General features: G+C 71.5%; 22 protein-coding genes and 1 pseudogene. 12 read left to right on the top strand and 11 right to left on the bottom strand.

What is annotated here, in order from left to right:
- On the top strand, positions 1 to 661 hold a 661-nt coding region (locus AC08OV_RS04095), incomplete at its 5' end, for a cysteine desulfurase family protein (protein WP_476619317.1).
- 13 nt (positions 662 to 674) lie between these two features.
- Positions 675 to 911 (top strand): sulfurtransferase TusA family protein, encoded by a 237-nt coding sequence (locus AC08OV_RS04090; protein ID WP_462186314.1) that lies wholly within the window; start codon positions 675 to 677, stop codon positions 909 to 911.
- A gap of 9 nt (positions 912 to 920) precedes the next feature.
- Here the strand turns inward: AC08OV_RS04090 and AC08OV_RS04085 are convergent, their stop codons facing one another.
- Both AC08OV_RS04085 and erpA read right to left on the bottom strand, forming a co-directional pair.
- Positions 921 to 1,901, bottom strand: a complete 981-nt coding sequence (locus AC08OV_RS04085) for a carbohydrate kinase family protein (RefSeq protein WP_476613105.1) — start codon at positions 1,899 to 1,901, stop codon at positions 921 to 923.
- Positions 1,902 to 2,222: 321 nt separating this feature from the next.
- Positions 2,223 to 2,585: an iron-sulfur cluster insertion protein ErpA gene (gene erpA, locus AC08OV_RS04080; RefSeq protein ID WP_462186316.1), complete on the bottom strand. Its 363-nt coding sequence runs from the start codon at positions 2,583 to 2,585 to the stop codon at positions 2,223 to 2,225.
- Positions 2,586 to 2,996: 411 nt separating this feature from the next.
- Between erpA and nadA the strand changes: the two genes are divergently transcribed.
- From nadA to AC08OV_RS04065, 3 genes are read left to right on the top strand one after another with little or no spacing between them, the layout of a single operon-like run.
- Complete coding sequence (gene nadA, locus AC08OV_RS04075; RefSeq protein WP_476613100.1) at positions 2,997 to 4,238, top strand: quinolinate synthase NadA; 1,242 nt, start codon at positions 2,997 to 2,999, stop codon at positions 4,236 to 4,238.
- A complete protein-coding gene (locus AC08OV_RS04070; RefSeq protein ID WP_476613099.1) occupies positions 4,238 to 4,873 on the top strand; it encodes a DUF3043 domain-containing protein in 636 nt (211 codons plus the stop codon). Before nadA ends, AC08OV_RS04070 begins: the two co-directional genes overlap by 1 nt.
- Positions 4,874 to 4,919: 46 nt before the next feature.
- Entirely contained in the window at positions 4,920 to 5,885 is a 966-nt protein-coding gene (locus AC08OV_RS04065; protein WP_476592539.1) for an aldo/keto reductase family protein, read from the top strand.
- Between the two features lie 63 nt (positions 5,886 to 5,948).
- Here AC08OV_RS04065 and AC08OV_RS04060 read toward each other — a convergent pair whose 3' ends face one another.
- From AC08OV_RS04060 to AC08OV_RS04050, 3 genes are all read right to left on the bottom strand, one after another.
- Entirely contained in the window at positions 5,949 to 6,557 is a 609-nt protein-coding gene (locus AC08OV_RS04060; protein WP_476613098.1) for a TetR/AcrR family transcriptional regulator, read from the bottom strand.
- 68 nt (positions 6,558 to 6,625) lie between these two features.
- Positions 6,626 to 7,105: a nitroreductase/quinone reductase family protein gene (locus AC08OV_RS04055; protein ID WP_476613097.1), complete on the bottom strand. Its 480-nt coding sequence runs from the start codon at positions 7,103 to 7,105 to the stop codon at positions 6,626 to 6,628.
- Positions 7,106 to 7,320: 215 nt separating this feature from the next.
- On the bottom strand, positions 7,321 to 7,533 hold the full coding sequence (locus tag AC08OV_RS04050; RefSeq protein WP_462186322.1) for a hypothetical protein: 213 nt from the start codon (positions 7,531 to 7,533) through the stop codon (positions 7,321 to 7,323).
- Between the two features lie 426 nt (positions 7,534 to 7,959).
- On the opposite strand from AC08OV_RS04050, the gene AC08OV_RS04045 reads away from it, so the two are divergent.
- Positions 7,960 to 8,133, top strand: coding sequence for a hypothetical protein (locus AC08OV_RS04045; protein WP_476613096.1), 174 nt, complete (start codon positions 7,960 to 7,962; stop codon positions 8,131 to 8,133).
- 97 nt (positions 8,134 to 8,230) lie between these two features.
- Positions 8,231 to 9,754 carry a bifunctional adenosylcobinamide kinase/adenosylcobinamide-phosphate guanylyltransferase gene (locus tag AC08OV_RS04040; protein ID WP_476613095.1) on the top strand — a complete coding sequence of 508 codons (1,524 nt, stop codon included), beginning with the start codon at positions 8,231 to 8,233 and terminating at the stop codon, positions 9,752 to 9,754.
- A gap of 20 nt (positions 9,755 to 9,774) precedes the next feature.
- Here AC08OV_RS04040 and AC08OV_RS04035 read toward each other — a convergent pair whose 3' ends face one another.
- The 5 genes and pseudogenes from AC08OV_RS04035 to AC08OV_RS04015 all read right to left on the bottom strand — a co-directional run bounded on the left by AC08OV_RS04035 (position 9,775) and on the right by AC08OV_RS04015 (position 12,398).
- Positions 9,775 to 10,293, bottom strand: coding sequence for a WD40 repeat domain-containing protein (locus tag AC08OV_RS04035; protein ID WP_476613094.1), 519 nt, complete (start codon positions 10,291 to 10,293; stop codon positions 9,775 to 9,777).
- Entirely contained in the window at positions 10,280 to 10,735 is a 456-nt protein-coding gene (locus tag AC08OV_RS04030) for a hypothetical protein (RefSeq protein ID WP_476613106.1), read from the bottom strand. The genes AC08OV_RS04035 and AC08OV_RS04030 overlap by 14 nt, the downstream gene beginning before the upstream one ends.
- A gap of 75 nt (positions 10,736 to 10,810) precedes the next feature.
- Positions 10,811 to 10,951, bottom strand: a pseudogene (locus AC08OV_RS04025) (hypothetical protein); the annotation flags it as partial.
- 53 nt (positions 10,952 to 11,004) lie between these two features.
- Positions 11,005 to 11,814, bottom strand: a complete 810-nt coding sequence (locus AC08OV_RS04020) for a hypothetical protein (protein ID WP_476613104.1) — start codon at positions 11,812 to 11,814, stop codon at positions 11,005 to 11,007.
- Positions 11,778 to 12,398: a DUF4062 domain-containing protein gene (locus tag AC08OV_RS04015; protein WP_476619316.1), complete on the bottom strand. Its 621-nt coding sequence runs from the start codon at positions 12,396 to 12,398 to the stop codon at positions 11,778 to 11,780. Before AC08OV_RS04015 ends, AC08OV_RS04020 begins: the two co-directional genes overlap by 37 nt.
- Positions 12,399 to 12,721: 323 nt before the next feature.
- On the opposite strand from AC08OV_RS04015, the gene cobT reads away from it, so the two are divergent.
- Together cobT and cobS are read left to right on the top strand one after the other, a co-directional pair.
- Positions 12,722 to 13,813 carry a nicotinate-nucleotide--dimethylbenzimidazole phosphoribosyltransferase gene (gene cobT, locus AC08OV_RS04010; RefSeq protein ID WP_476613103.1) on the top strand — a complete coding sequence of 364 codons (1,092 nt, stop codon included), beginning with the start codon at positions 12,722 to 12,724 and terminating at the stop codon, positions 13,811 to 13,813.
- Positions 13,813 to 14,646 (top strand): adenosylcobinamide-GDP ribazoletransferase, encoded by an 834-nt coding sequence (gene cobS, locus AC08OV_RS04005; protein ID WP_476613092.1) that lies wholly within the window; start codon positions 13,813 to 13,815, stop codon positions 14,644 to 14,646. Before cobT ends, cobS begins: the two co-directional genes overlap by 1 nt.
- 70 nt (positions 14,647 to 14,716) lie before the next feature.
- Here the strand turns inward: cobS and gcvT are convergent, their stop codons facing one another.
- Positions 14,717 to 15,832 (bottom strand): glycine cleavage system aminomethyltransferase GcvT, encoded by a 1,116-nt coding sequence (gene gcvT / locus AC08OV_RS04000; RefSeq protein ID WP_476613091.1) that lies wholly within the window; start codon positions 15,830 to 15,832, stop codon positions 14,717 to 14,719.
- Positions 15,833 to 15,952: 120 nt separating this feature from the next.
- Between gcvT and AC08OV_RS03995 the strand changes: the two genes are divergently transcribed.
- From AC08OV_RS03995 to AC08OV_RS03985, 3 genes are all read left to right on the top strand, one after another.
- Positions 15,953 to 17,536, top strand: a complete 1,584-nt coding sequence (locus AC08OV_RS03995; protein ID WP_476613090.1) for a leucyl aminopeptidase — start codon at positions 15,953 to 15,955, stop codon at positions 17,534 to 17,536.
- Positions 17,537 to 17,832: 296 nt separating this feature from the next.
- A complete protein-coding gene (gene lpdA / locus AC08OV_RS03990) occupies positions 17,833 to 19,215 on the top strand; it encodes a dihydrolipoyl dehydrogenase (protein WP_476613089.1) in 1,383 nt (460 codons plus the stop codon).
- A gap of 141 nt (positions 19,216 to 19,356) precedes the next feature.
- On the top strand, positions 19,357 to 20,027 hold a 671-nt coding region (locus AC08OV_RS03985; protein WP_476619315.1), incomplete at its 3' end, for a biotin/lipoyl-containing protein.

Genomic DNA, 20,027 nt, shown 5'->3' with positions numbered 1-20,027 from the left:
GCGCGCCGCCGGGGTGCCGCTGCACACCGATGCCGCCGTGACAGTCGGCCACATCCCCGTCGACCTGGCCGACCTCGGGGTGGATCTGCTCACCGCGAGTGCCCACAAGTTCGGCGGACCACCTGGGGTGGGCGTTCTCGCCGTGCGCACCGGGACCCGCTGGCGCAGTCCCGGTCCCGTCGACGAGCGGGAGGGCGGTCGGGTTGCGGGCTATCCGAACGTCCCCGCCGTCGCCGCCGCCGCCACGGCGCTGAGCGCCCGAGCGGGTGAACTCGCCGCGGAGGCGCCCCGGCTCGCCGGCTACGTGGCCGAGCTGCGCCGCCGGCTGCCCGAACTCGTCGACGGCGTGGAACTACTCGGCGACCCGGACCGGGCAGCGACGGTTCCGCACATCAGCGCGTTCTCCTGCCTCTACGTCGAGGGCGAGGCACTGCTGACCGAGCTCGACCGGGCCGGAATCGCCGTGAGCTCCGGGTCGAGCTGCACATCCGACACCCTGGCCCCGAGCCATGTCCTGGTCGCCATGGGCGCGTTGACGCACGGCAACCTGCGGATCTCCTTCGGCCGCGAGTCGACCCGGGCCGACCTCGACGCCCTGCTGACGGCGCTGCCCGCGGCCGTGCGCGCCGTGCGGGACCGGCTGGGCGCCGCCGGGCTTTGACGCCGACAATCCGATGACGGAACAGCCGCACACGGTCGACTCGCGGGGACGGCGCTGCCCGCTGCCGATCATCGATCTGGCCCGCGCCTTCGGCGGGATTCCGGTGACCGGCACCATCACGCTCTGGGCCGACGATCCCGCCGCCGGCGCGGACGTCGTGGCCTGGTGCCGGCTGCGGGGTCAGGAGCTGGTGGGCGTCTCCCCGCTCCCGGAGGGCGGGGAGGCGTTCGTCATCCGGCGGCTTGTATAATCTTCCGGCTCAGATTGTCGGCAGACGCTCGGCGATCTCGGCGGCGGCGTCGGAACCGTAGGCCTCGGTGAGACGCTTAAGCACCTCCGACGGCTCCACCGTGTACTCCTGGGTGCCGATCGTCTCCAGGACCAGGGTGGCGAGCAGGGAGCCGACCTGGGCGGAGCGTTCGAGCGAGAGGTCCCAGGACCGGCCGGCGAAGAACCCAGCCCGGAAGGCGTCCCCGACTCCGGTGGGATCCGGGGTGGCGCGGGCGGGAACGACCGGGACCCGGATGGGGTCGCTCTCCGGGGCCTCGATGACCGCACCATCCTTGCCGTGCGTGGTCACCCGGACGCCGACCCTGGCCAGGATCTCCTCGTCCGACCAGCCGGTCTTGCTGGCGAGCAGCGCCTTCTCGTACTCGTTACAGAACAGGTAGGCCGCACCGACGACGAGCTCGCGGATCTGCGGGCCCTCCATGATCGCGAGCTGCTGGGAGATGTCCGCCGCGAACGGATATCCCCGCTGCCGGCACTCCTCGCTGTGGCGCAGCATCGCCCCGGGGTCGTTGGGGCTGACGATCACCATGTCCAGGCCGCCGAACCGCTCGGCGATCGGCCTCAGCTCGATGTCGGCGGCCTCACTCATCGCACCCGGGTAGAAGGACGCGATCTGGTTGAGGTCCTCGTCGGTGGTGCAGACGAACCGCGCGGTGTGCGCGATCTCGCTGACCCGCACGGAGGCGGTGTCCACGCCGTGCCGGTCGAGCCAGGAACGGTAGTCGGCGAAGTCCTCGCCGACCGCGCCGACGAGGATCGGGCGCAGGCCCAGCCGGCCCAGGCCGAAGGCGATGTTGGCCGCCACTCCGCCCCGCCGGATCACGAGCTCGTCGACGAGGAAGGACAGCGAGACCCGCTCAAGCTGGTCGGCGAGCAACTGCTCGGCGAACCTTCCAGGAAAGCGCATGAGGTGGTCGGAGGCGATGGAACCAGTCACGGCGATACGCACGATCAAGGAGCTTACCGGCCTGCCCCGAAGCCCGGAACCACCGGCTCGCGCTGGTTCACGCGCGTCATTACGGAGGCGTCAGATCGCGGTGTCCCGTGATTCCGGCGGCCCGCAGGCAATGGACCCGCAGGCAATGGAAACGACGGATACCGACACAAGCGGACACCGACACAACACATGCGGGAGAGCCCGGTCCGACGAACAAAGGTCGGACCGGGCTCTCCCGAACGTTCCGGTCTGATCAACCGGTCACCGAACCGCGCCCCGGGGCTCGCGCCGAGACGCGGCCCGAGCAGGAGGCGCGGCCCGGTGCTCAGCGCATCAGTGGAACGAGTCGCCGCAGGCGCAGGAACCCTGGGCGTTCGGGTTATCGATGGTGAAACCCTGCTTCTCGATCGTGTCGACGAAGTCGATCGTCGCCCCGCCGAGGTACGGGGCACTCATCCGGTCCACCGCCACCTTGACACCGGAGAAGTCGAGGACGGTGTCGCCGTCGAGGGACCGCTCGTCGAAGAACAGCTGGTAGCGCATGCCCGAGCAGCCTCCGGGCTGCACCGCGATACGCAGCTTGAGGTCATCCCGACCCTCCTGCTCAAGCAGGGTCTTCACCTTGCCTGCGGCGGTGTCGGTGAGGACGACGCTCGAGGACTGCGTCGCGGGTGCCGTGGTGTCCTGAACGGTCATAGGGACTACTCCTGCCCTTGGTGGACGTGCCTGGCAAGCCAGGCCACTAGTTCCGGTTGACTTGTACGCAGGGCGCCGCCGACCATCCGGCGCACACCCCCCGGGCACGGCACTGCCACTGTGCCGACATCCATGCCCAACACCGTCGGCCGGGATCCGCTTCCTATGGTAGCGATGCCGGCGCGGGCCAACCACGTCGAGATCCCGACCATGCTTGGAGACGGTGGTCACTCCCGTTCACGTTAGTGACCTTCGTCTGGCCGCCAGCTGACCACGAAGAGCTCGGCATACGATGGCGCCGGGAGTTAGAGTCTCATCGACCATTCGTGGACGGGCCCGGCGGGATCGTTCGATCGGCCGCCGCGGACGACGAGGCGGCCAGGCCGAGGGCCGGTCGACCGGAGGAGTGCCATGACCACCAACCCGGCCCTGCGGCGCGACCCGATCCCTGCTCGCGACCCGATCCCTGCTCGCGACCCGGCCCTCGACCGGGTCGGTGTGACTCCGTCACCGCTGGCCCTGCTGCTACTCGGACGCCAGGCCGACCCGGCCAGCGAGCGTGGCGTGGACTGTCCGGGTGAACTCCCCCCGGCGGCCGATCCGACCCTCACAGCCCGCGCCGCGGCGGCGAAGCGGGCGCTGGGTGATCGGGCGTTCATCCTCGGGCACCACTACCAACGCGACGAGGTCATCGCTTTCGCCGACGTGACCGGCGACTCGTTCAAGCTGGCCCAGCAGGCCGCCGCGCGGCCGCAGGCCGAGGCGATCGTCTTCTGCGGCGTGCACTTCATGGCGGAAAGCGCCGACATCCTCACCGGCGCGCACCAGCAGGTGATCCTGCCGGACCTTGCCGCCGGCTGCTCGATGGCGGACATGGCCACAGCCGAGCAGGTCGAGCAGGCCTGGGACGATCTGCTCGACGCGGGAGTCGCCGCCGGCACCGTTCCAGTGAGCTACATGAACTCCTCGGCCGCGATCAAGGCGTTCACCGGGCGCCACGACGGGACGATCTGCACGTCGTCGAACGCCAGGCGCGCGCTGGAGTGGGCCTTCGGCGAGCGCGGGGGCGCCCGGGTGCTCTTCCTGCCGGACCAGCACCTCGGCCGCAACACCGCCATCGGGGAGCTGGGGATGAGCGAGCAGGACTGCGTCGTCTACGACCCCCGCACGCCCTCGGGAGGACTGACCAGCCGGCAGCTGCGCGAGGCGAAGATGATCCTCTGGCGGGGTCACTGCTCGGTACACGGCCGGTTCACCCGCGATAGTGTCGACGAAGTCCGCCGCCGGATCCCCGGGGTGACGGTGCTCGCCCACCCGGAGTGCCGGCGGGAGGTCGTCACCGCGGCCGACCTCGTCGGCTCGACCGAGTACATCATCTCGGTCGTCGATGCCGCTCCCGCCGGATCGGCGTTCGCGATCGGTACCGAGCTGAACCTGGTGCAGCGGCTGGCGACGAGGCACCCTGACCAGACCGTCGTCTTCCTGGACCGTACGGTGTGTTTCTGTTCCACCATGAACCGGATCGACATGCCCCACCTCGTGTGGGCGCTGGAGTCCCTCGTGCGGGGTGAGACGGTGAACCGCGTCACCGTCGACCCGGACATGGCCACCTATGCCCGGAAGGCTCTCGACCAGATGTTGGCGCTGCCCTGATGGCCCTGCTGAAACGACGCGGCTCCGCCGGCTCCGATGCCGGCTCCGATGCCATCGCCGGGGATCCGATCGCCGAGCAGGTGGAGAGGGCCGAACAGGAGAAGGTCGCCGATCCGCGGCGCACGGCGGCCAAGGGCCGGCCCACGCCCCGCCGGGCGGAGGCGCGGGCCGCCCGTACGAAGCCCGGTGGGGCGCTCGGCGCCCCGGCGAACAAGCAGGAGGCGCGGGCCGCGCGACGCAGGCAGAGCCAGGAGTACCGCGCGGCGATGATGTCCGGCGACGTCAGCCGGCTGCCACCGCGTGAACGCGCGCCCGAGCGCGTGCTGGCCCGCGACTTCGTGGACACGCGGATCAACGTCGGGTCGTTCTTCCTGCCGATCGCCATCGTCTACTTCGTCGGCGGACTGGTCCCGAACGCATCGATCAAGCTGGCCGCGACCCTGCTGATGCTGCTCGGGATCGTCGCGGTCGTCATCGACTCGCTCCTGCTCTCCTGGCAGGTGAGCCGGCGCGTCGCGGAGAAGTACCCGGACTCCCGGGTGCGGGTGCGGGCCTACGCCGTGCAGCGCGCGCTACTGCCGCGGCGCTGGCGACTCCCCCGCCCGCGGGTCTCCCGCTCCGGCCCGCGCCCCTGATCGACGGTCATGGCCGACGGCCAGGGCCGACGGCTAAGGTCGTCACGTGAAGCATCGACGTCTCGGGCGCAGCGGCCTGTCGGTCAGTGAGATCTCCTACGGCAACTGGATCACCCATGGTGACCAGATCGAGGCGGATGCGGCGACCGCCTGTGTGCGTGCCGCCCTCGACGAGGGCATCACCACATTCGACACCGCGGACGTCTACGCCGGTACCCGCGCCGAGAGCGTCCTGGGCGAGGCGCTGCAGGGCGTGCGCCGGGAGTCCTACGAGCTGTTCACCAAGGTCTACTGGCCCACCGGCCCGGGCGAGAACGACAAGGGCCTCGGTCGCAAGCACATCATCGAGTCCGCGCACGCCTCGCTGCGCCGTCTGCGCACCGACCACCTCGACCTCTACCAGGCACACCGGTACGACCCAACGGTGCCGGTCGAGGAGACCCTCCGGGCCTTCGACGACCTCGTCCGCGCCGGCAAAGTGCTCTACGTCGGCGTGTCCGAGTGGAGCGCCGAGCAGATCAGCGACGCCGTCCGGCTGGCCGGCGAGCTGGGGCTGGACCGCATCATCTCCAACCAGCCGCAGTACTCGATGCTGTGGCGGACCATCGAGGCCGACATCGTGCCCGTCAGCCGGAAGGCCGGGATCTCCCAGATCGTCTGGTCGCCGATCGCCCAGGGCGTGCTCACCGGCAAGTACCTGCCCGGTCAGCCACCGCCGACCGGCAGCCGGGCCACCGGTGGAACCGGTTCCACCTTCATCTCCCGGCTGCTGCGCGACGACGTGCTGACCGCGGTGCAGGAGCTGCGGCCGATCGCCGCGGACGCCGGGCTGTCGATGGCGCAGCTCGCCGTCGCCTGGGTGCTGCAGAACGACAACGTCGCCTCAGCGATCATCGGCGCGTCCCGGCCGGAGCAGGTACGGGAGAACGTCAAGGCTGCCGGCGTGACGCTCGACGCGGTGCTGCTCGATCGGATCGACGACGTGCTCGCCAAGGTCGTCACCCGGGCCTGACCCGGGCCTGCCTCCAGGCCTGGCCCCGGGCCCGCCGGCTGCCCCGAACCGGATCGGATCGGATCAGCCAGGCTGGTCGTCGGCCGGGCCGGTTCGGCGGAAAGCGGAGGCCAGCGCCTGCCAGGTCCGGTCGAGATCGGATCCTGGCAGGTAGCGGCCGTCCAGTTCGAGGATCATCATGCCGTGCGCGGCGGCCCACAGGGCCTGCGCGAGATAGGGTTCCCCGGCCGCCCGGTAGAACGGCTCCCCCGCCCAGTCCTCGACGTCGGCGCTCAGTAGCCGACGGGTCAGCGAACCGGCGGTGACCAGGCGGTAGAGGTTCGGATGGGCTCGGGCATAGCCCCGGTACGCGGCCAGCAGGGCCGGGACCACCTCCGCGGAACCGCTGCGGTCGACCACGTCGTGGAGCAGCTCCCCGATCTCCATGAGCATGGTCTCGATCAGCTTGGCCTCGAGCTGCGGCTTGCCCGCGAGATGCTTGTACAGCGACGGCGCCCGGATACCGAGGAGATCACCGATCCGGCGCATCGTCAGCGCCCCCGCCCCCTCGGTCTCCAGCACCCCTCGCGCGACCATGATGATCTCGGTGACCCGCGGCGAGACGGGGCCCAGGACCGGGCGGGGCGCGATCCTGGGCAACGGCGGCTCGCCGGCCGGCCGCACCTCCGCCACCGACCGTGGTCCCCGCGCCGGCGCCGGCCCGGATTCCGCCCGCACCGGTGAGGTTGCCGTCCCTGTGTTCACGCCGGCGTGATCACGAAGACGGGATGGCGGGGCGCGATCCGACGGATCTCCTCATCGGACGAGCCCGGCCCGACCCCGTCGAAGAAGGCGCCGACCTCGGCCTTCCACCGCCGCAGGTAGGCCCGCAGCACGGCGACGCTCGCCGCCGGATCCAGCTCGATCGCGGAGTAACGCGTGCGCGACCGGCCACGCAGCAGGTACAGCTCGCCCTGGGCCACGCGCAGATTACGCACCCACTGACCGTGCCCTCGCGCCGAGACCAGGTACTGCTGCCCGTCGAAGATGAGCAGGTTCACCGGGGTCCGGCGCGGCTCGCTGCTGATCCGGCCGCGTACCTCGAGGATCCGGCTGCCCAGGAGGCTGATCCCCGCCCGGGTCAACGCCGCGACGGCGCGGTTGGCCACGTTACGAGTGAACCATCCGGGGGCGAGGTAATGCGCTTCAGCCGGAGTGGACGGGTTGTTGTGCTCGGTCAAGATCTGCACCCTCTCTGCCGACCGGAGCGGCCCGGCGCCGGCCTGAGCGATCTCGATGGTTCGGCCGGCCGAACCATCGGACAGGCTAGCGTCGTTAGCCAACGTCGTTAGCCAACGCTGCCAGCTAACATTGTTAGCCGACCTCTCGTCAAGAGGTGGTTCGGTCGGCACGAATCGGGACCGGCACGGTCGGGACCGGCACGGGCGGAGGCGGCTCAGGTCACCGGGCGCAGGCTCATCGGCCCGTAGATGCGACGGCCGGCATCGAGGAGCGTCACCTGCGCCACCCCCGCATCGAGCAGGTCACGCCAGGTCTCCCCGAGCCACGTCTCAGCGTCTCCCTGGCTGGTGAACGACTCGGAGGTCGAGTCCCCGCCGACCATCGTGATGGTGCCGTCATCGCCTTCGTAGCGCCAGGTCCAGGTCATGAGTGTGTCCTTCCCACCCGGGCGGCCCGCGCTGGAACCGCCGGCCGTGATCGGCCAGTGCGCCGGCCGGTCGCCCCATCCAACCGTGTGCACCCCGCCGACGCGGGACTCCCGGCCCCATCCCAGGGCCGATGATCCATCGTGGCACTGGTCGACCGGCCCGCGGGCCCGGGTCCGGTCGGCCCGTGCTACTGGCGCGGTCGGCGATACCCGCGCCAGGATGTCGTGAACGCCGGTAACGTCAGTTCTGGTGGATGCCCGGACAGCACCGCGACCACCGCGATCGCGAAGCCGGCGTCACCGGTCATCGCCGGTCGCGCGAGCCGGCGGCAGGTCCGCACGGTGAGCACAGCCGCGTCGAAGGCAGGTCCGCACGACAGGCACGTCTGCGTGAGCAGGATGTCGGTACAAGGAGGAAGAACCCGCGTGGGAACGACCGTCTACAACGCAGCGGCCATCGTGGCCGACTCCGTGGAACACGAGGACGCGCCCCTGACCTGGTGGGCCGCCACTCTCGTCACCTTCGCGGCGATCTTCCTGCTGGCGGTGGTGCTCACCCTCATGACCCTGTGGGAGCGCAAGCGCCACCCGCACGTCTGAGGTTCCGGAGGCCACGGAGCCTGGCAGGCTTGAGAACCCGGAGAGGCGGAGACCCCGGGGGATCCGGGGCGCAACGGGATCCGGGAGACGGAACACGATGAAGGTGACGCTGCTCGGCACCGGCTCGGCGGACGGCTGGCCCAACCCGTGGTGCGACTGCGCATCCTGTGCCTGGGCCAGGGAACACGAAGTACGCGGGCAGACGGCCGTTCTGATCGACGACGCCCTGCTGATCGACTGTGGTCCCGACGTGCCCCGGACCGCTGCCCGGCTCGGAGTACGCCTGTCGGGGCTGCGTCATCTGCTGATCAGCCACGCCCATCCAGATCATCTGGGGCCCGAGAGCCTGATGTGGCGCTCGTGGTCGACAGCCGCGGGACGGCCCCTCGACGTGGTCGGTCCGCCGGCGGCGCTGGCGGCGTGCCGGGAGTTCCTGGCTCGCTGGGAGCGCTCCGATCCGGACCGGGACGGCTCGCCGCTGCGGCTGATCGCCGTGGTGCCCGGGGGCACGCCGACGGCACCCGGGCCCCTGCGCCTCGGCGGGGACGATCGGCAGGCCGCGGAGGACCGGGGATCCGCGGAGGATCAGGAGTCCCCGAGCGATCGGGGTTACCTCGTTCGACCGGTCGCCGCCCGGCACGGTGACGCGAGCATCGGGCCGGCCGTGCTCTACGACGTGACGGCGCCGGACGGTGGACGCCTGCTGTACGGCTGCGACACCGCGGCGCCGCTGCCGGCGGAGACGCTCGAGGCGGTCACCGGCCGCGCCTACGACGTCGTGTTGCTGGAGGAGAACAACGGCGACCGGCCGGGGTTCGGCGAGCACCTTGACCTCGATACCTTCGGTCAGCTCGTGGCCGAGCTGCGCCGCCGCGGCGCCGTGGTGCCGAGCACCCTGGTACTGGCCGTTCATCTGAGTCACCGCAACCCGCCCGGCGACGAACTGGCCCGCCGGCTCCAGCTCGCCGGCGCGCTGGCACCGGCGGACGGGACCGTCTATGATATCGTCCCGGCCGCCCGGCGGCAGCCACCACAGCCGTCTCAGCCAGCACAGCCACCACGGGCACCAGGGCGGTGGCAGCGCCCGGTGTTCCCGGCACCACACCGAGTCCTGATCACGGGGGGTGCCCGGTCGGGGAAGTCGGCTGAGGCCGAACGCCGGCTGCTCGCCGAACCGGAGGTGGTCTACGTGGCGACATCGGCGCCGCCTGATCCGGCCGACGCCGAGTGGTCCGAGCGGATCGCCGCGCACCGGCGGCGGCGCCCGGCCGCCTGGACGACCGTGGAGACGGTCGATCTGGTCCCCCTGTTGCGCTCTCCCGGACCACCGCTGCTCATCGACGGTCTGGGGCTGTGGGTCGGCGCCTGGCTGGACCGTCCGGACGAGTTGCGCATCCGCGCGGAGGAGCTCGTTGACGCCTGGCGGGCCACCGGCCGCCGGGTCGTCGCGGTCACGGACGAGGCCGGTTCCGGGGTCGTTCCCCCGGCCGAGGCCGGCCGCCGGTTCCGCGACGCGCTCGGCCGTCTCAACGCCGATCTCGCGGCCGAGGCCGACGAGGTGTGGCAGGTGGTCGCGGGCATCCCCCTCCGGCTGCGACCGTTCCCGCACGAGCGGTCATAGCGTCCTCACGGGACGAGTCCTCACGGGACGAATCCTCCCGTGAGGAAGTCGTAGCGATAGAGCCCGGCCGAGCAGGCCACGATGAGACCGGCCGGTTCGGTCGCGGGAAGCCACCGGCAGGACCGGGCCGCGCCCTCGAAACGCATCATGGTGGCGCATCGCCAGGTCGAGGTGTCCCAGATGCGCAGCGCGCCGTCGCCGCCCGCGGTGGCGAGCCACGCCCCGTCCGGAGAGAAGGCCGCGTCGCGCACGGTGTGGACGTGTCCGATGAGCGTCGCCACCGCCGCGCCGTCGCTCACCCGCCAGACCCGCACGGTGTGGTCGGCTCCCGCGGAGGCCACCAGCGCGCCATCCGGGGAGATCCCCACGCCCAGCACGTTGTCGGTGTGGCCGGTGAGCACAGCCCGCTGCTCCAACGTCGCCACGTCCCACAACCGCATGGTGCGGTCATTGCCGCCCGAGGCCAGCCACCTGCCGTCCGGGCTGACCGCGCAGGCCTGCACCGGACCGCGATGACCCGCCTGATCAACAGAGCCCACCAGACCGCGGGGATCCTCGGAACCGCTCGACGCGGCAGCGGTGGCGGCAGCAAAGGTGGCCAGCCACTCGCCCCCCTCGGTCTCCCACAGCGGTGACGGGATCCCACAGCCCGACCGCCTTCGTGTCCACGGGTACGACCGCCCAGGAACCGTCGGGTGCGGCCACCGACCCGCGGGCCTGCTGGACACGACCGCCACTGCTCGCCGCGCCTGGCTCTCCCCTGGCCAGATCCCAGGCGGTCGCGGTGCCGTCGTCGGAGTAGGCGACAACCAGGGTGGGCGCGTCCCGCCCGCGGGGGACCACCACGGCGCAGCCCCGCATCGCCTCGTCCCGGCCACTCGCGGCGGGCTTGGGCAGGGTGACGTCGGTTGCCCACAACCGGAGGCGGCCACCCGGGCCGACCGCGGCGCACCGCACGGACCCGGCACCATCGCTGATCACGCGGTCCTGCCGGCCGGCGGGCATTGACCATCGGCGGACTGTTCCGTCCTGCCCCGACGATCCGAGCCAGCTACCGTCTGGAGCGACGGTCAGCGAGAGTACGGATCCGGCATGGCCCGTGAGGGTCAACCTCGGGGCTCCGGTCGTGGCATCACAGATCCGGATGACGGAGTCGTCACCCGCGACGGCGATCCAGCTTCCGTCCGGCGCCGGCACGCAGCAGCGCAGCGCCGCGCCGGAGACGGGGACCTGAAAGACAGAATCTCCGCTCACAACGTCCCAGCGGTGACGGCGGTGACGGCGGACAGAGCGGCGACGACCAGGGACAGGTCCGCGAGCTCCTGGCAGAGATCGTCGACCTCGTCCGGATCGAGGTCGCCGGTGGCTCCCCAGTACGCCTCGAGTACCTCCCGGGGAATCTCGACGTCCTCGGGAAACACGGCGAGCTCGAGATAACGCTCCAGCCGATGCCCGGTGAGCAGCCCGAGGCTCGCCCCCAGGGTCACCTCCACGGCCTCGTTCCGGTCCGCCGCCCGGCTGACGTCAAGCCCGGTCGGACCGCGCCGCTCGAGGCGGCGCAGCACCCGCTCGACGGCCCGCGGCACGGTCATCCCATCCCGAATGTGCCGCACCAGGGCCCGGTTCACCAGGCTCAGCAGCATCGGCCACCGACCGGTGACGACCAGCAGCCGCGCCGCGGCCTCCGCCGGCACACCACCGCCGACGTCCCGCAGCAGCAGCGCCATCGCCTCACCGTGGGCCATGGTCGGCATCTCAACCATGCGGGCCCGGGGAGCAAGGTCGCGCAGCCGCGTGGTGACCAGCCGCACCGTGTTCGGACCGCCCTGCAGGAAGGGGCGGAGCTGGGCGCGTTCCCACACGTCGTCGACGATGAGAAGCCGGGGCTCGTCGCCGAGCAGCGTGCCGAGATGAAAACCGGCCTGCTCGGGATCGGAGAGGGCGGGACGAAGACCCGAGAGCGCCTCACTGAGATCATTGACCCGGTCGGCGAGGTGCGCGCCGCCGAGCGACTCCCCGATCGTCACCCACAGCACGCCACCGCCGAACCGCCTGGCGATCTCCGGACGCCGACAGACCTGCTGAGCCAGGGTCGTCTTTCCGATTCCGCCTGGTCCACCGCGGTGGACGGCCCCGCCAGGAACGACCTGCCCGCGGCCGCCTCCCGGCGCTGGCTCTCCCGCAGCTTCACCAGGGCGTCGAGGACGGCGGTCTCCAGGTCACCCGCGTTGCGGAAGTCGGTCGTGATGATGCCCGATTCCCGCAGCCGGGCACGGAAGCGCTTCTGGCGAGCGGGATGCAGATCGTCGACGAAGTCTCCGAACGGCACCTCGGCGTAGTAGTCGAGGAGGAACACCAGGCGGGGGATCCCGGCGGCGGTTGCCGTGTCGAACTCCAGCTCGGTGTACGAGACCTGCGGCCGGCCGGGCACCGGGGAGCCGTAACGGAAGCCGATGAGGCCGATGTAGACATCGGACGAGCGGACAGCGCGGATGCAGAACTCCGCCGGATCGTCGTCGCGAGCCCCGAAGTACGCCATGTCGATGACCCGGTCCCCGGCCAGCGCGACAGCACGTTCGGCCGCCGCCACGAACGAGCGGTCCCGCGGAAAACGACGCAGCTCAGCGGTGTGGCTCAGGAACACCCGGCGTTCGTGCCCGCCCGCCGCTCCCCCAATGGGAACGGCCGGCACCGGCACCGCGGGCGCTGACACATCCGGCAAAGTACCCGATCTCAACAGCCCGCAGCCTCCACAACCAGCCTTTGCCAGCCACGCCGGCAAGGACCAACCGTCCCGGCCGCGCCGATCGGCACAATCATGCGGTACGGGGACCACTGGGAGGTACCTTCGCGGGGATCGGGGATGTGGTGCGTTGCCGACCGAGCGGATCAGGTAGTAAGGATCCCGTGGATCCCGATGCGTCAGGCAGCGCCGTTCCCGCCGTTCCCCCGCTGGACTCCGACGCGATGGCGGCGGCTCGCCAGCGGCAGACCGAACTGACCAAGCCACCCGGGGCGCTGGGCCGGCTCGAGGATCTGTCCATCTGGCTCGCCGGCGCACAGGCGACCTGCCCGCCCCGTCCCTTCGCCCGGATCCGGGCGGTCGTGATCGCCGGCGACCACGGTGTCGCCCAGGCCGGGGTGTCCGCCTTCCCCAGCGACGTGACCGCCCAGATGGTCTCGACCTTCGCCGCGGGCGGCGCGGCGGTCAACGTGCTGGCCCGCCAGGTCGGGGCCGCCGTGCGCGTGGTGGACGTGTCCGTGGACACCGCGCGGCCCCTCACGCCGGGCGGGGTGGATGGATCGGCCGCACCGGAGCGCTATCGGGTGCGACGGTCGAGCGGACGGATCGACCGCACCGATGCGCTGTCGGTCGCGGAGGCGGACGCCGCGTTCGCCGTCGGCCGACTCATCGCGGATGAGGAGATCGACGCGGGCGCGGACCTGCTTGTTCCCGGCGAGATGGGGATCGGCAACACAACCCCCGCAGCCACCATCGTGGCGCTGCTGTGCGACCGGGAGCCGATCGAGGTGGTCGGCCGCGGGACGGGGATCGACGACCAACGCTGGATGATCAAGACGACCGCGATCCGGGACGCGATGCGGCGCGGCCGGCTGTTCACCGGCGACGCGCATTCGGTGCTGCGGGTCGTCGGTGGAGCCGATCTGCTCGCCCTGGCCGGGCTGCTGGTGCAGTCCGCCGTGCGACGGACGCCGGTCATCCTCGACGGTGTGATCGTCTGCGCGGCGGCACTGGCCGCGGAGCGGATCGCCCCGGGAGCAAACCAGTGGTGGGTGGCCGGCACCCGGTCCACCGAGCCCGCCCAGGGAATCGCACTGGACGCACTCGGTCTGACCCCCCTGATCGACGCCGGCCTGCGTCTCGGGGAGAGTACCGGTGCGCTCCTCGCCGTTCCGTTCCTGCGGGCGGCCCAGGCCACACTGGCCGAGATGGCGACGTTCGACCAGGCCGGTGTCAGCGGGAAAGCCGAGGTCGGCGGGGAAGCCGAGGTCAGCGGCAGCCAGGAGGACTCGGGCCCCGCGGCCGGTGCCCCGTGATGCTCGAGGCGAGAACAGCATTCACGCTGCTCACCGTCCTGCCGCTGCGGGGCCCGGAGCACACCGACCGGCGGCTCGCGGGCCGGGCGATGGCCCTGGCACCCTTCGTCGGCCTGGCCTTGGGGCTGCTTGCCGGCAGTGCGGTGTTCGCCACCCGGATCGTCACGGCGGTTCCCGGTCAGCGCACCCAGACCCTGCTGCCGGCCGTCGTCGGCGTCGCGGTGCTCGCTCTGGTCACCCGGGGCCTGCATCTCGACGGGCTGGCCGATCTCGGGGACGGGCTCGGCGCCTGGCGAACGCGGGGCAGGGATCGCGCCTTGGAGATCATGCGCGAGTCGACCATCGGAGCCTTCGGAGCGATCATTGTCCTGTTCGTGGTGCTGCTCCAGGTCGGGGCCCTGAGCACGACGATCTCGGCGCATCGCGGCACGCTGTCGATTCTGGTCGCCGCGATGACCAGCAGGCTCGCGGCCACCCTGGCCTGTACCGGCGCCATCCCGCCGGCTCGGCCGGATGGCCTCGGTGCGCTGGTCGCGGGAACCGTGCGGACCCGGGACGCGGTGCTGTCCTTCCTGGCGGTCTGCGCCGTCGCGGCGCTGGCCGGACTGCTGGACTTCGACGGCGGCGACCCCGGCCGGGCACTGCGAGCGGTCCTCGCGGTCTGGGTCGGGACAGGCGTCTCGTTCCTGCTCCGGCGGTATCTGCTCACGCGCTTCGGCGGGATCACCGGAGACATCCTCGGCGGGCTTATCGAGATCACCGCGGCGGCGACCCTGCTCGCCATGGCCATGACGATCCCGACGCCCGTCCTGCACGCCCTCGGCCTGCACTGACAGCGCGGCGGACGCCGCCCGCTGGAGTCCGCCGGGCGGGCCCGCCGGGCAGGCCCGCCCGGCGGCTGGGCTACGTGGGCGAGGACCCGACGAACGGCGGCCGGACAACCGTCATGGGACTCGGACGGCCCCGGACGTCGACGTTCACCGTGTCGCCCGCCTGCACGGACCGGTCCAGCAGGGCGAGTCCGATCCCCTGGCGCAGCGTCGGAGAGAACGTGCCGCTGGTGACCTCACCGACCGTGGCACCAGCCGCGGAGGTCACGGTCATGTGCGGACGGGGAATCGCCCGGCCGGTGGACCGCAGCCCCCACAGCAGGCGGGAGGCGCCGGCGGACCGCTCCGCGAGCAGGGCGTCGCGTCCCCAGAAGCGATCCTTGTCCCAGCCAACGGCCCATCCGGAGCGGGCCTGGACCGGCGTGATCGACAAGGAGAGGTCCTGGCCATGCAGCGGATACCCCATCTCGGTCCGCAGCGTGTCGCGGGCGCCGAGGCCGACCGGCACGACGCCGAGCGGCTCACCTGCCGCGAACAGCGCATCCCATAGCGCAGGGGTGTCGTCCCAACGGGGCAACAACTCGTAGCCTCGCTCCCCGGTGTAGCCCGACCGGCACACGATCACCGGATGGCCCTTCCACTCCGCGTCGACGAAACTCATGTACGTCCCGCCGGTGGGCAGGCCGAGGGCGCCGAGCAGGTCGGCGCAGGCCGGTCCCTGGACCGCCACCACGCCGTACCCGGTGTGCAGGTCGGTGACGGACACGCCCGCCGGCGCCGCCGCGGCGAGGCGAGCGACGACCTGTGCGGTGTTCGCGGCGTTCGGGACGAGGAAGACCTCCTCGCCGGAGTACAGGTAGGCGATCAGATCGTCGACGACCCCGCCGGTCTCCTCGCAGCACAAGGTGTACTGCGCCTGGCCGGGGCCGATCCGGCGCAGGTCGTTGGTCAGGCAGGCGTTGACGAAGGCGGCGGCGCCGGGGCCGGCGATCCTGGCCTTGCCGAGATGGCTGACATCGAAGATCCCGACCGCGCCGCGGACCGCCTGGTGCTCGGCGAGCACCCCGCGGCCGGCGTACTCGATCGGCATCTCCCAGCCACCGAACCCGGCCATCTTCGCGCCCAGCTCGACGTGCCGGTCGTACAGCGGGGATCGACGCAGCTCTGGGGATCGACGCAGCTCTGCCATGGCCAGCAGCCTAGTATCAGGCCGGCACTGGCCGAAACGACCGCGGGCCTGGCCTCCGGCCACCCGCCGGTGGCGTCCGGATCACCGCCGGGAAGACGTCCCGTTCAATACGCTCACTGCATGACCACCATCGTGCCCAGTACCGCCGCTCTCGCCGATCTCGATGTGGACGCGGTGGTGATCGGCACCGCCACCGGCGACGAGGGGCTCCTCGTGACCGGGGGCGCGGCGGACCTGGACACCGCGCTCGGCGGCCGGCTGACGGAGGTGCTTGCCTCGCTGGGCGCGACCGGCAAGGCCGGCGAAACGGTCCGCTTCGCCACCCTCGGTGCCGTGCCCTGCACGACGGTCCTCGCGGTCGGGCTGGGCCCCCTCGCCACGTCCTCCACGCCGATGTCCTCCACGCCGATCGACACCGAGGCACTACGCCGGGCGTCCGGGGTCGCGGTGCGCTCCCTCGCCGGGACCGCGCGGGTGGCCGTCGCTCTGGCGGCCGTGCCGGGCGCGGTCACGCCGGAGTCGGTGCGGGCCGTGACCGAAGGCGCGTTGCTCGGCACCTACTCCTATGACGGGCTGCGCACCACGTCAGCGAACGGCCGCCCACGCCCCGTCGAGGAGCTGACGGTGCTCGTAGACGAGCAGAGCCTCCCGACGGCGGAAGAGGAACTGCGCCGGGCCGTCATCATCACGGATGCGGTCACCCTGGTCCGCGATCTGGTGAACACTCCGCCGAGCCATCTGTCCCCCGCCCTGCTCGCCGACATCGCCGTCGAGCGGGCCACCGCCGCCGGCGTGACAGTCGAGGTCCTCGACGAGGTGACGCTCGCCGAGGGCGGCTTCGGAGGCCTGCTCGGTGTCGGCCAGGGATCCGCGAATCCGCCGCGGCTGGTGCGGCTGGAATGGCGCGGCGGTGGATCCGAGCGGCCGGCGCTGGCGCTGGTCGGCAAGGGCATCACCTTCGATTCCGGGGGATTGTCCCTGAAACCGTCGACATCCATGGAATGGATGAAGACCGACATGGCGGGCGCGGCCGCGGTGCTCGGCACCGTCATCGCCGCGGCCCGGCTCAAGCTCCCGATCACTCTCACCGGCTGGATGCCCTGCGCGGAGAACATGCCCTCGGGCGACGCGATCCGTCCCTCCGACGTTCTCACCCTGCGCGGCGGCACCCGGGTGGAGGTGCTCAACACCGACGCCGAGGGCCGGCTGGTGCTCGCCGACGCCCTCGTCCGCGCCAACGAGGAGTCACCGGACCTGATCGTGGACGTGGCCACCCTGACCGGCGCACAGATTGTCGCCCTCGGCCACCGGACGAGCGGGCTGATGGGTCGTGCGGCCGCGGTGGACGCGGTCGCGGCGGCGGCCGCCGCCGCCGGCGAGAGCGTCTGGCCGATGCCCCTTCCGCCGGATCTGCGCAAGGGACTGGACTCAACAGTGGCCGACATCGCCAACGTGCCACCGGGAGGCAACCGGGATGGCGGCATGCTGGTCGCCGCGCACTTCCTCGCCTCGTTCGTCCCCGAGAAGGTGTCCTGGGCGCACATCGACATCGCCGGTCCCTCCTGGAACGGTGGAGAGCCCTACGGCCACACCCCCAAGGGGGGGACCGGCATGATCGTACGCACGCTTGTCCAGCTGGCGCAGGACCGCGCGGCGATGGTGGCCTTCCCCGGTTCGGCCACCGGTTCCCCGGCTGAGAGCTGACCTGCGGAGGAAGGTAGGTACACAACGGTTGCTGGCGCATCGCGCAATGCAGCACACTCACGCCCATCCGAGCGGCAGTGGACGCACGACGTGAAAGACTGGCATCCGGTCGCCGTGGCTAGGCGAGTCGTGGCTTGACGCTCCTGCTTCGGCGGCCGCACTCAGCGGCGGGAACGCCGTCGGGAGCGGCGGCCAACCGCGCCACCGGCTTCGCCGCTGAGCGTAGCGGGCACTACGAGTAATGCTCTCAGCACCACCAGCAAGACCTCAGGATTCAACGAGAAGGGACCCCTGGCGTGGCGAATTCAGCGGCCGGTCCCGTCGACCTGGTCATCCTCGGTGGCGGCAGCGGCGGATACGCCGCCGCGCTGCGCGCCGCGGAACTCGACCTGAGCGTCGTTCTGATCGAGAAGGACAAGCTCGGCGGCACCTGCCTGCACCGAGGTTGCATCCCGACCAAGGCGCTGCTGCATTCGGCGGAGATCGTTGACAACATCAACGAAAGCGAGGCCTTCGGGGTTCGCTCGACCCTCGACGGCATCGACATGGCCACGGTCAACTCCTACAAGGACTCGGTCGTCGCCGGGCTCTTCAAGGGGCTGACCGGCCTGATCAAGTCCCGGGGGATCGAGGTCGTCGAGGGATTCGGCCGGCTGGTCTCCCCGACCGCCGTGGCCGTCGGAGACCGGGTCATCGAGGGGCGGCACGTCCTGCTCGCGACCGGTTCGTACTCCAAGACCCTGCCCGGCCTGGACATCGACCACGACAAGGTCATCACCAGCGATGACGCCCTGACCCTCGACCGTGTGCCGGCCTCCGCGGTGGTACTGGGCGCCGGAGCCATCGGATGCGAGTTCGCCTCCGTCTGGCGGTCCTACGGGGCCGAGGTGACCATCGTCGAGGCGCTGCCGCACCTCGTCCCGCTCGAGGACGAGTCCAGCTCCAAGCTGCTGGAGCGCGCCTTCCGCAAGCGCGGCATCAAGCAGCATCTCGGCGCGCGGTTCGCCGGGGTGAAATCCACCGACCAAGGCGTGACGGTGTCCCTCGAGAACGGGACCACCATCGAGGCCGAACTGCTGCTCGTCGCAGTCGGTCGTGGACCGGTCTCGGAAGGTCTCGGCTACGAGGAGGTCGGCATCGCGACCGACCGCGGCTACGTGCTGGTCGACCGTCAGCTGCGCACGAACATTCCGACCGTGTCCGCGCTGGGCGACCTGCGGCCCGGGCTCCAGCTCGCCCACGTCGGCTTCGCCGAGGGCATCTTCGTCGCAGAGCAGCTCGCCGGGCTGGGCCCGGTGCCGGTCGACTACGACAACGTTCCGCGGGTCACCTACTCCCACCCGGAGGTGGCCTCGGTCGGCCTGACCGCCGCGGTCGCCAGGGAGCGGTACGGCGAGATCAAGACGGTCACCTACAACCTGGCGGGCAACGGCAAGTCCCAGATCCTCAGGACCTCCGGTGCGGTCACTCTGATCGCGGTCCCCGATGGTCCGGTGGTGGGCGTGCACATGGTCGGCGACCGGGTCGGCGAGCTCATCGCCGAGGCTCAGCTCATCACCAACTGGGAGGCGTTCCCCGCCGAGGTCGCCCAGCTCATCCACCCGCATCCCACGCTGTCCGAGGCTCTCGGCGAGGCGCATCTGGCGCTGGCCGGCAAGCCCCTTCACGTCCACGGTTAGCGGGCACCGCCCTGGATCGTGCCTGCCCGCGCCACCCCCGCGGCCCGATCCGCCCAGGATTCAGGCCACGCCAAGCATGAGCGCCTCCGGCCGGCCGCCCGCGCGGTGCAGATGCCGGACGCGACGAAGGAGTCGTTCCGCATGTCTGTATCTGTCAGAATGCCCCGGCTCGGGGAGAGTGTCTCCGAGGGAACCGTCACACGGTGGCTGAAGCAGGAGGGTGAACGCGTCGAGACCGACGAGCCACTGCTCGAGGTCAGCACCGACAAGGTCGACACCGAGATCCCCGCCCCCGCCTCCGGTGTCGTCAGCTCGATCAAGGTCGCCGAGGATGAGACCGTCGAGGTCGGCGTCGAGCTCGCGGTGATCGACAACGGGTCCGCGGGTGGCGGCGCCGCACCGGCGCAGGCCGCGCAGGCGCCCGCCGCGCCGGAACCGGAACCCGAGCCGGCGCCGGAACCCGTGAAGCCGGCTGCCGCGGCACCTCCGCCTCCGCCCACTCCGACGCCCGCACCCGCACCCGCTTCGACACCCGCTCCGACGCCCACGCCGGCACCGGCGTTCGCTCGTCAGCCGGAGCCCACCCCGGTCCCGGCCCAGATCCCGGCCGCCGCCAACGGGAACGGCGACGGCATCGGTCGCTACGTCACCCCGCTCGTGCGCAAGATGGCCGCCGAGCTCAGCGTGGACCTGGGGACCGTGGCGGGAACCGGGCCGGGTGGACGTGTCACCAAGCAGGACATCCAGGACGCCGCGCGGTCGCGGGACGCGGCTCCCGCAGCGCAGGAGACTCCCGCGGCCCACCCCACAGC

The sequence above is a fragment of the Frankia sp. CeTa3Moorea genome (assembly GCF_978021225.1).
The sequence above is the reverse complement of the archived record's forward strand: the minus strand, read 5'-3'. Positions and strand labels throughout refer to the sequence as shown.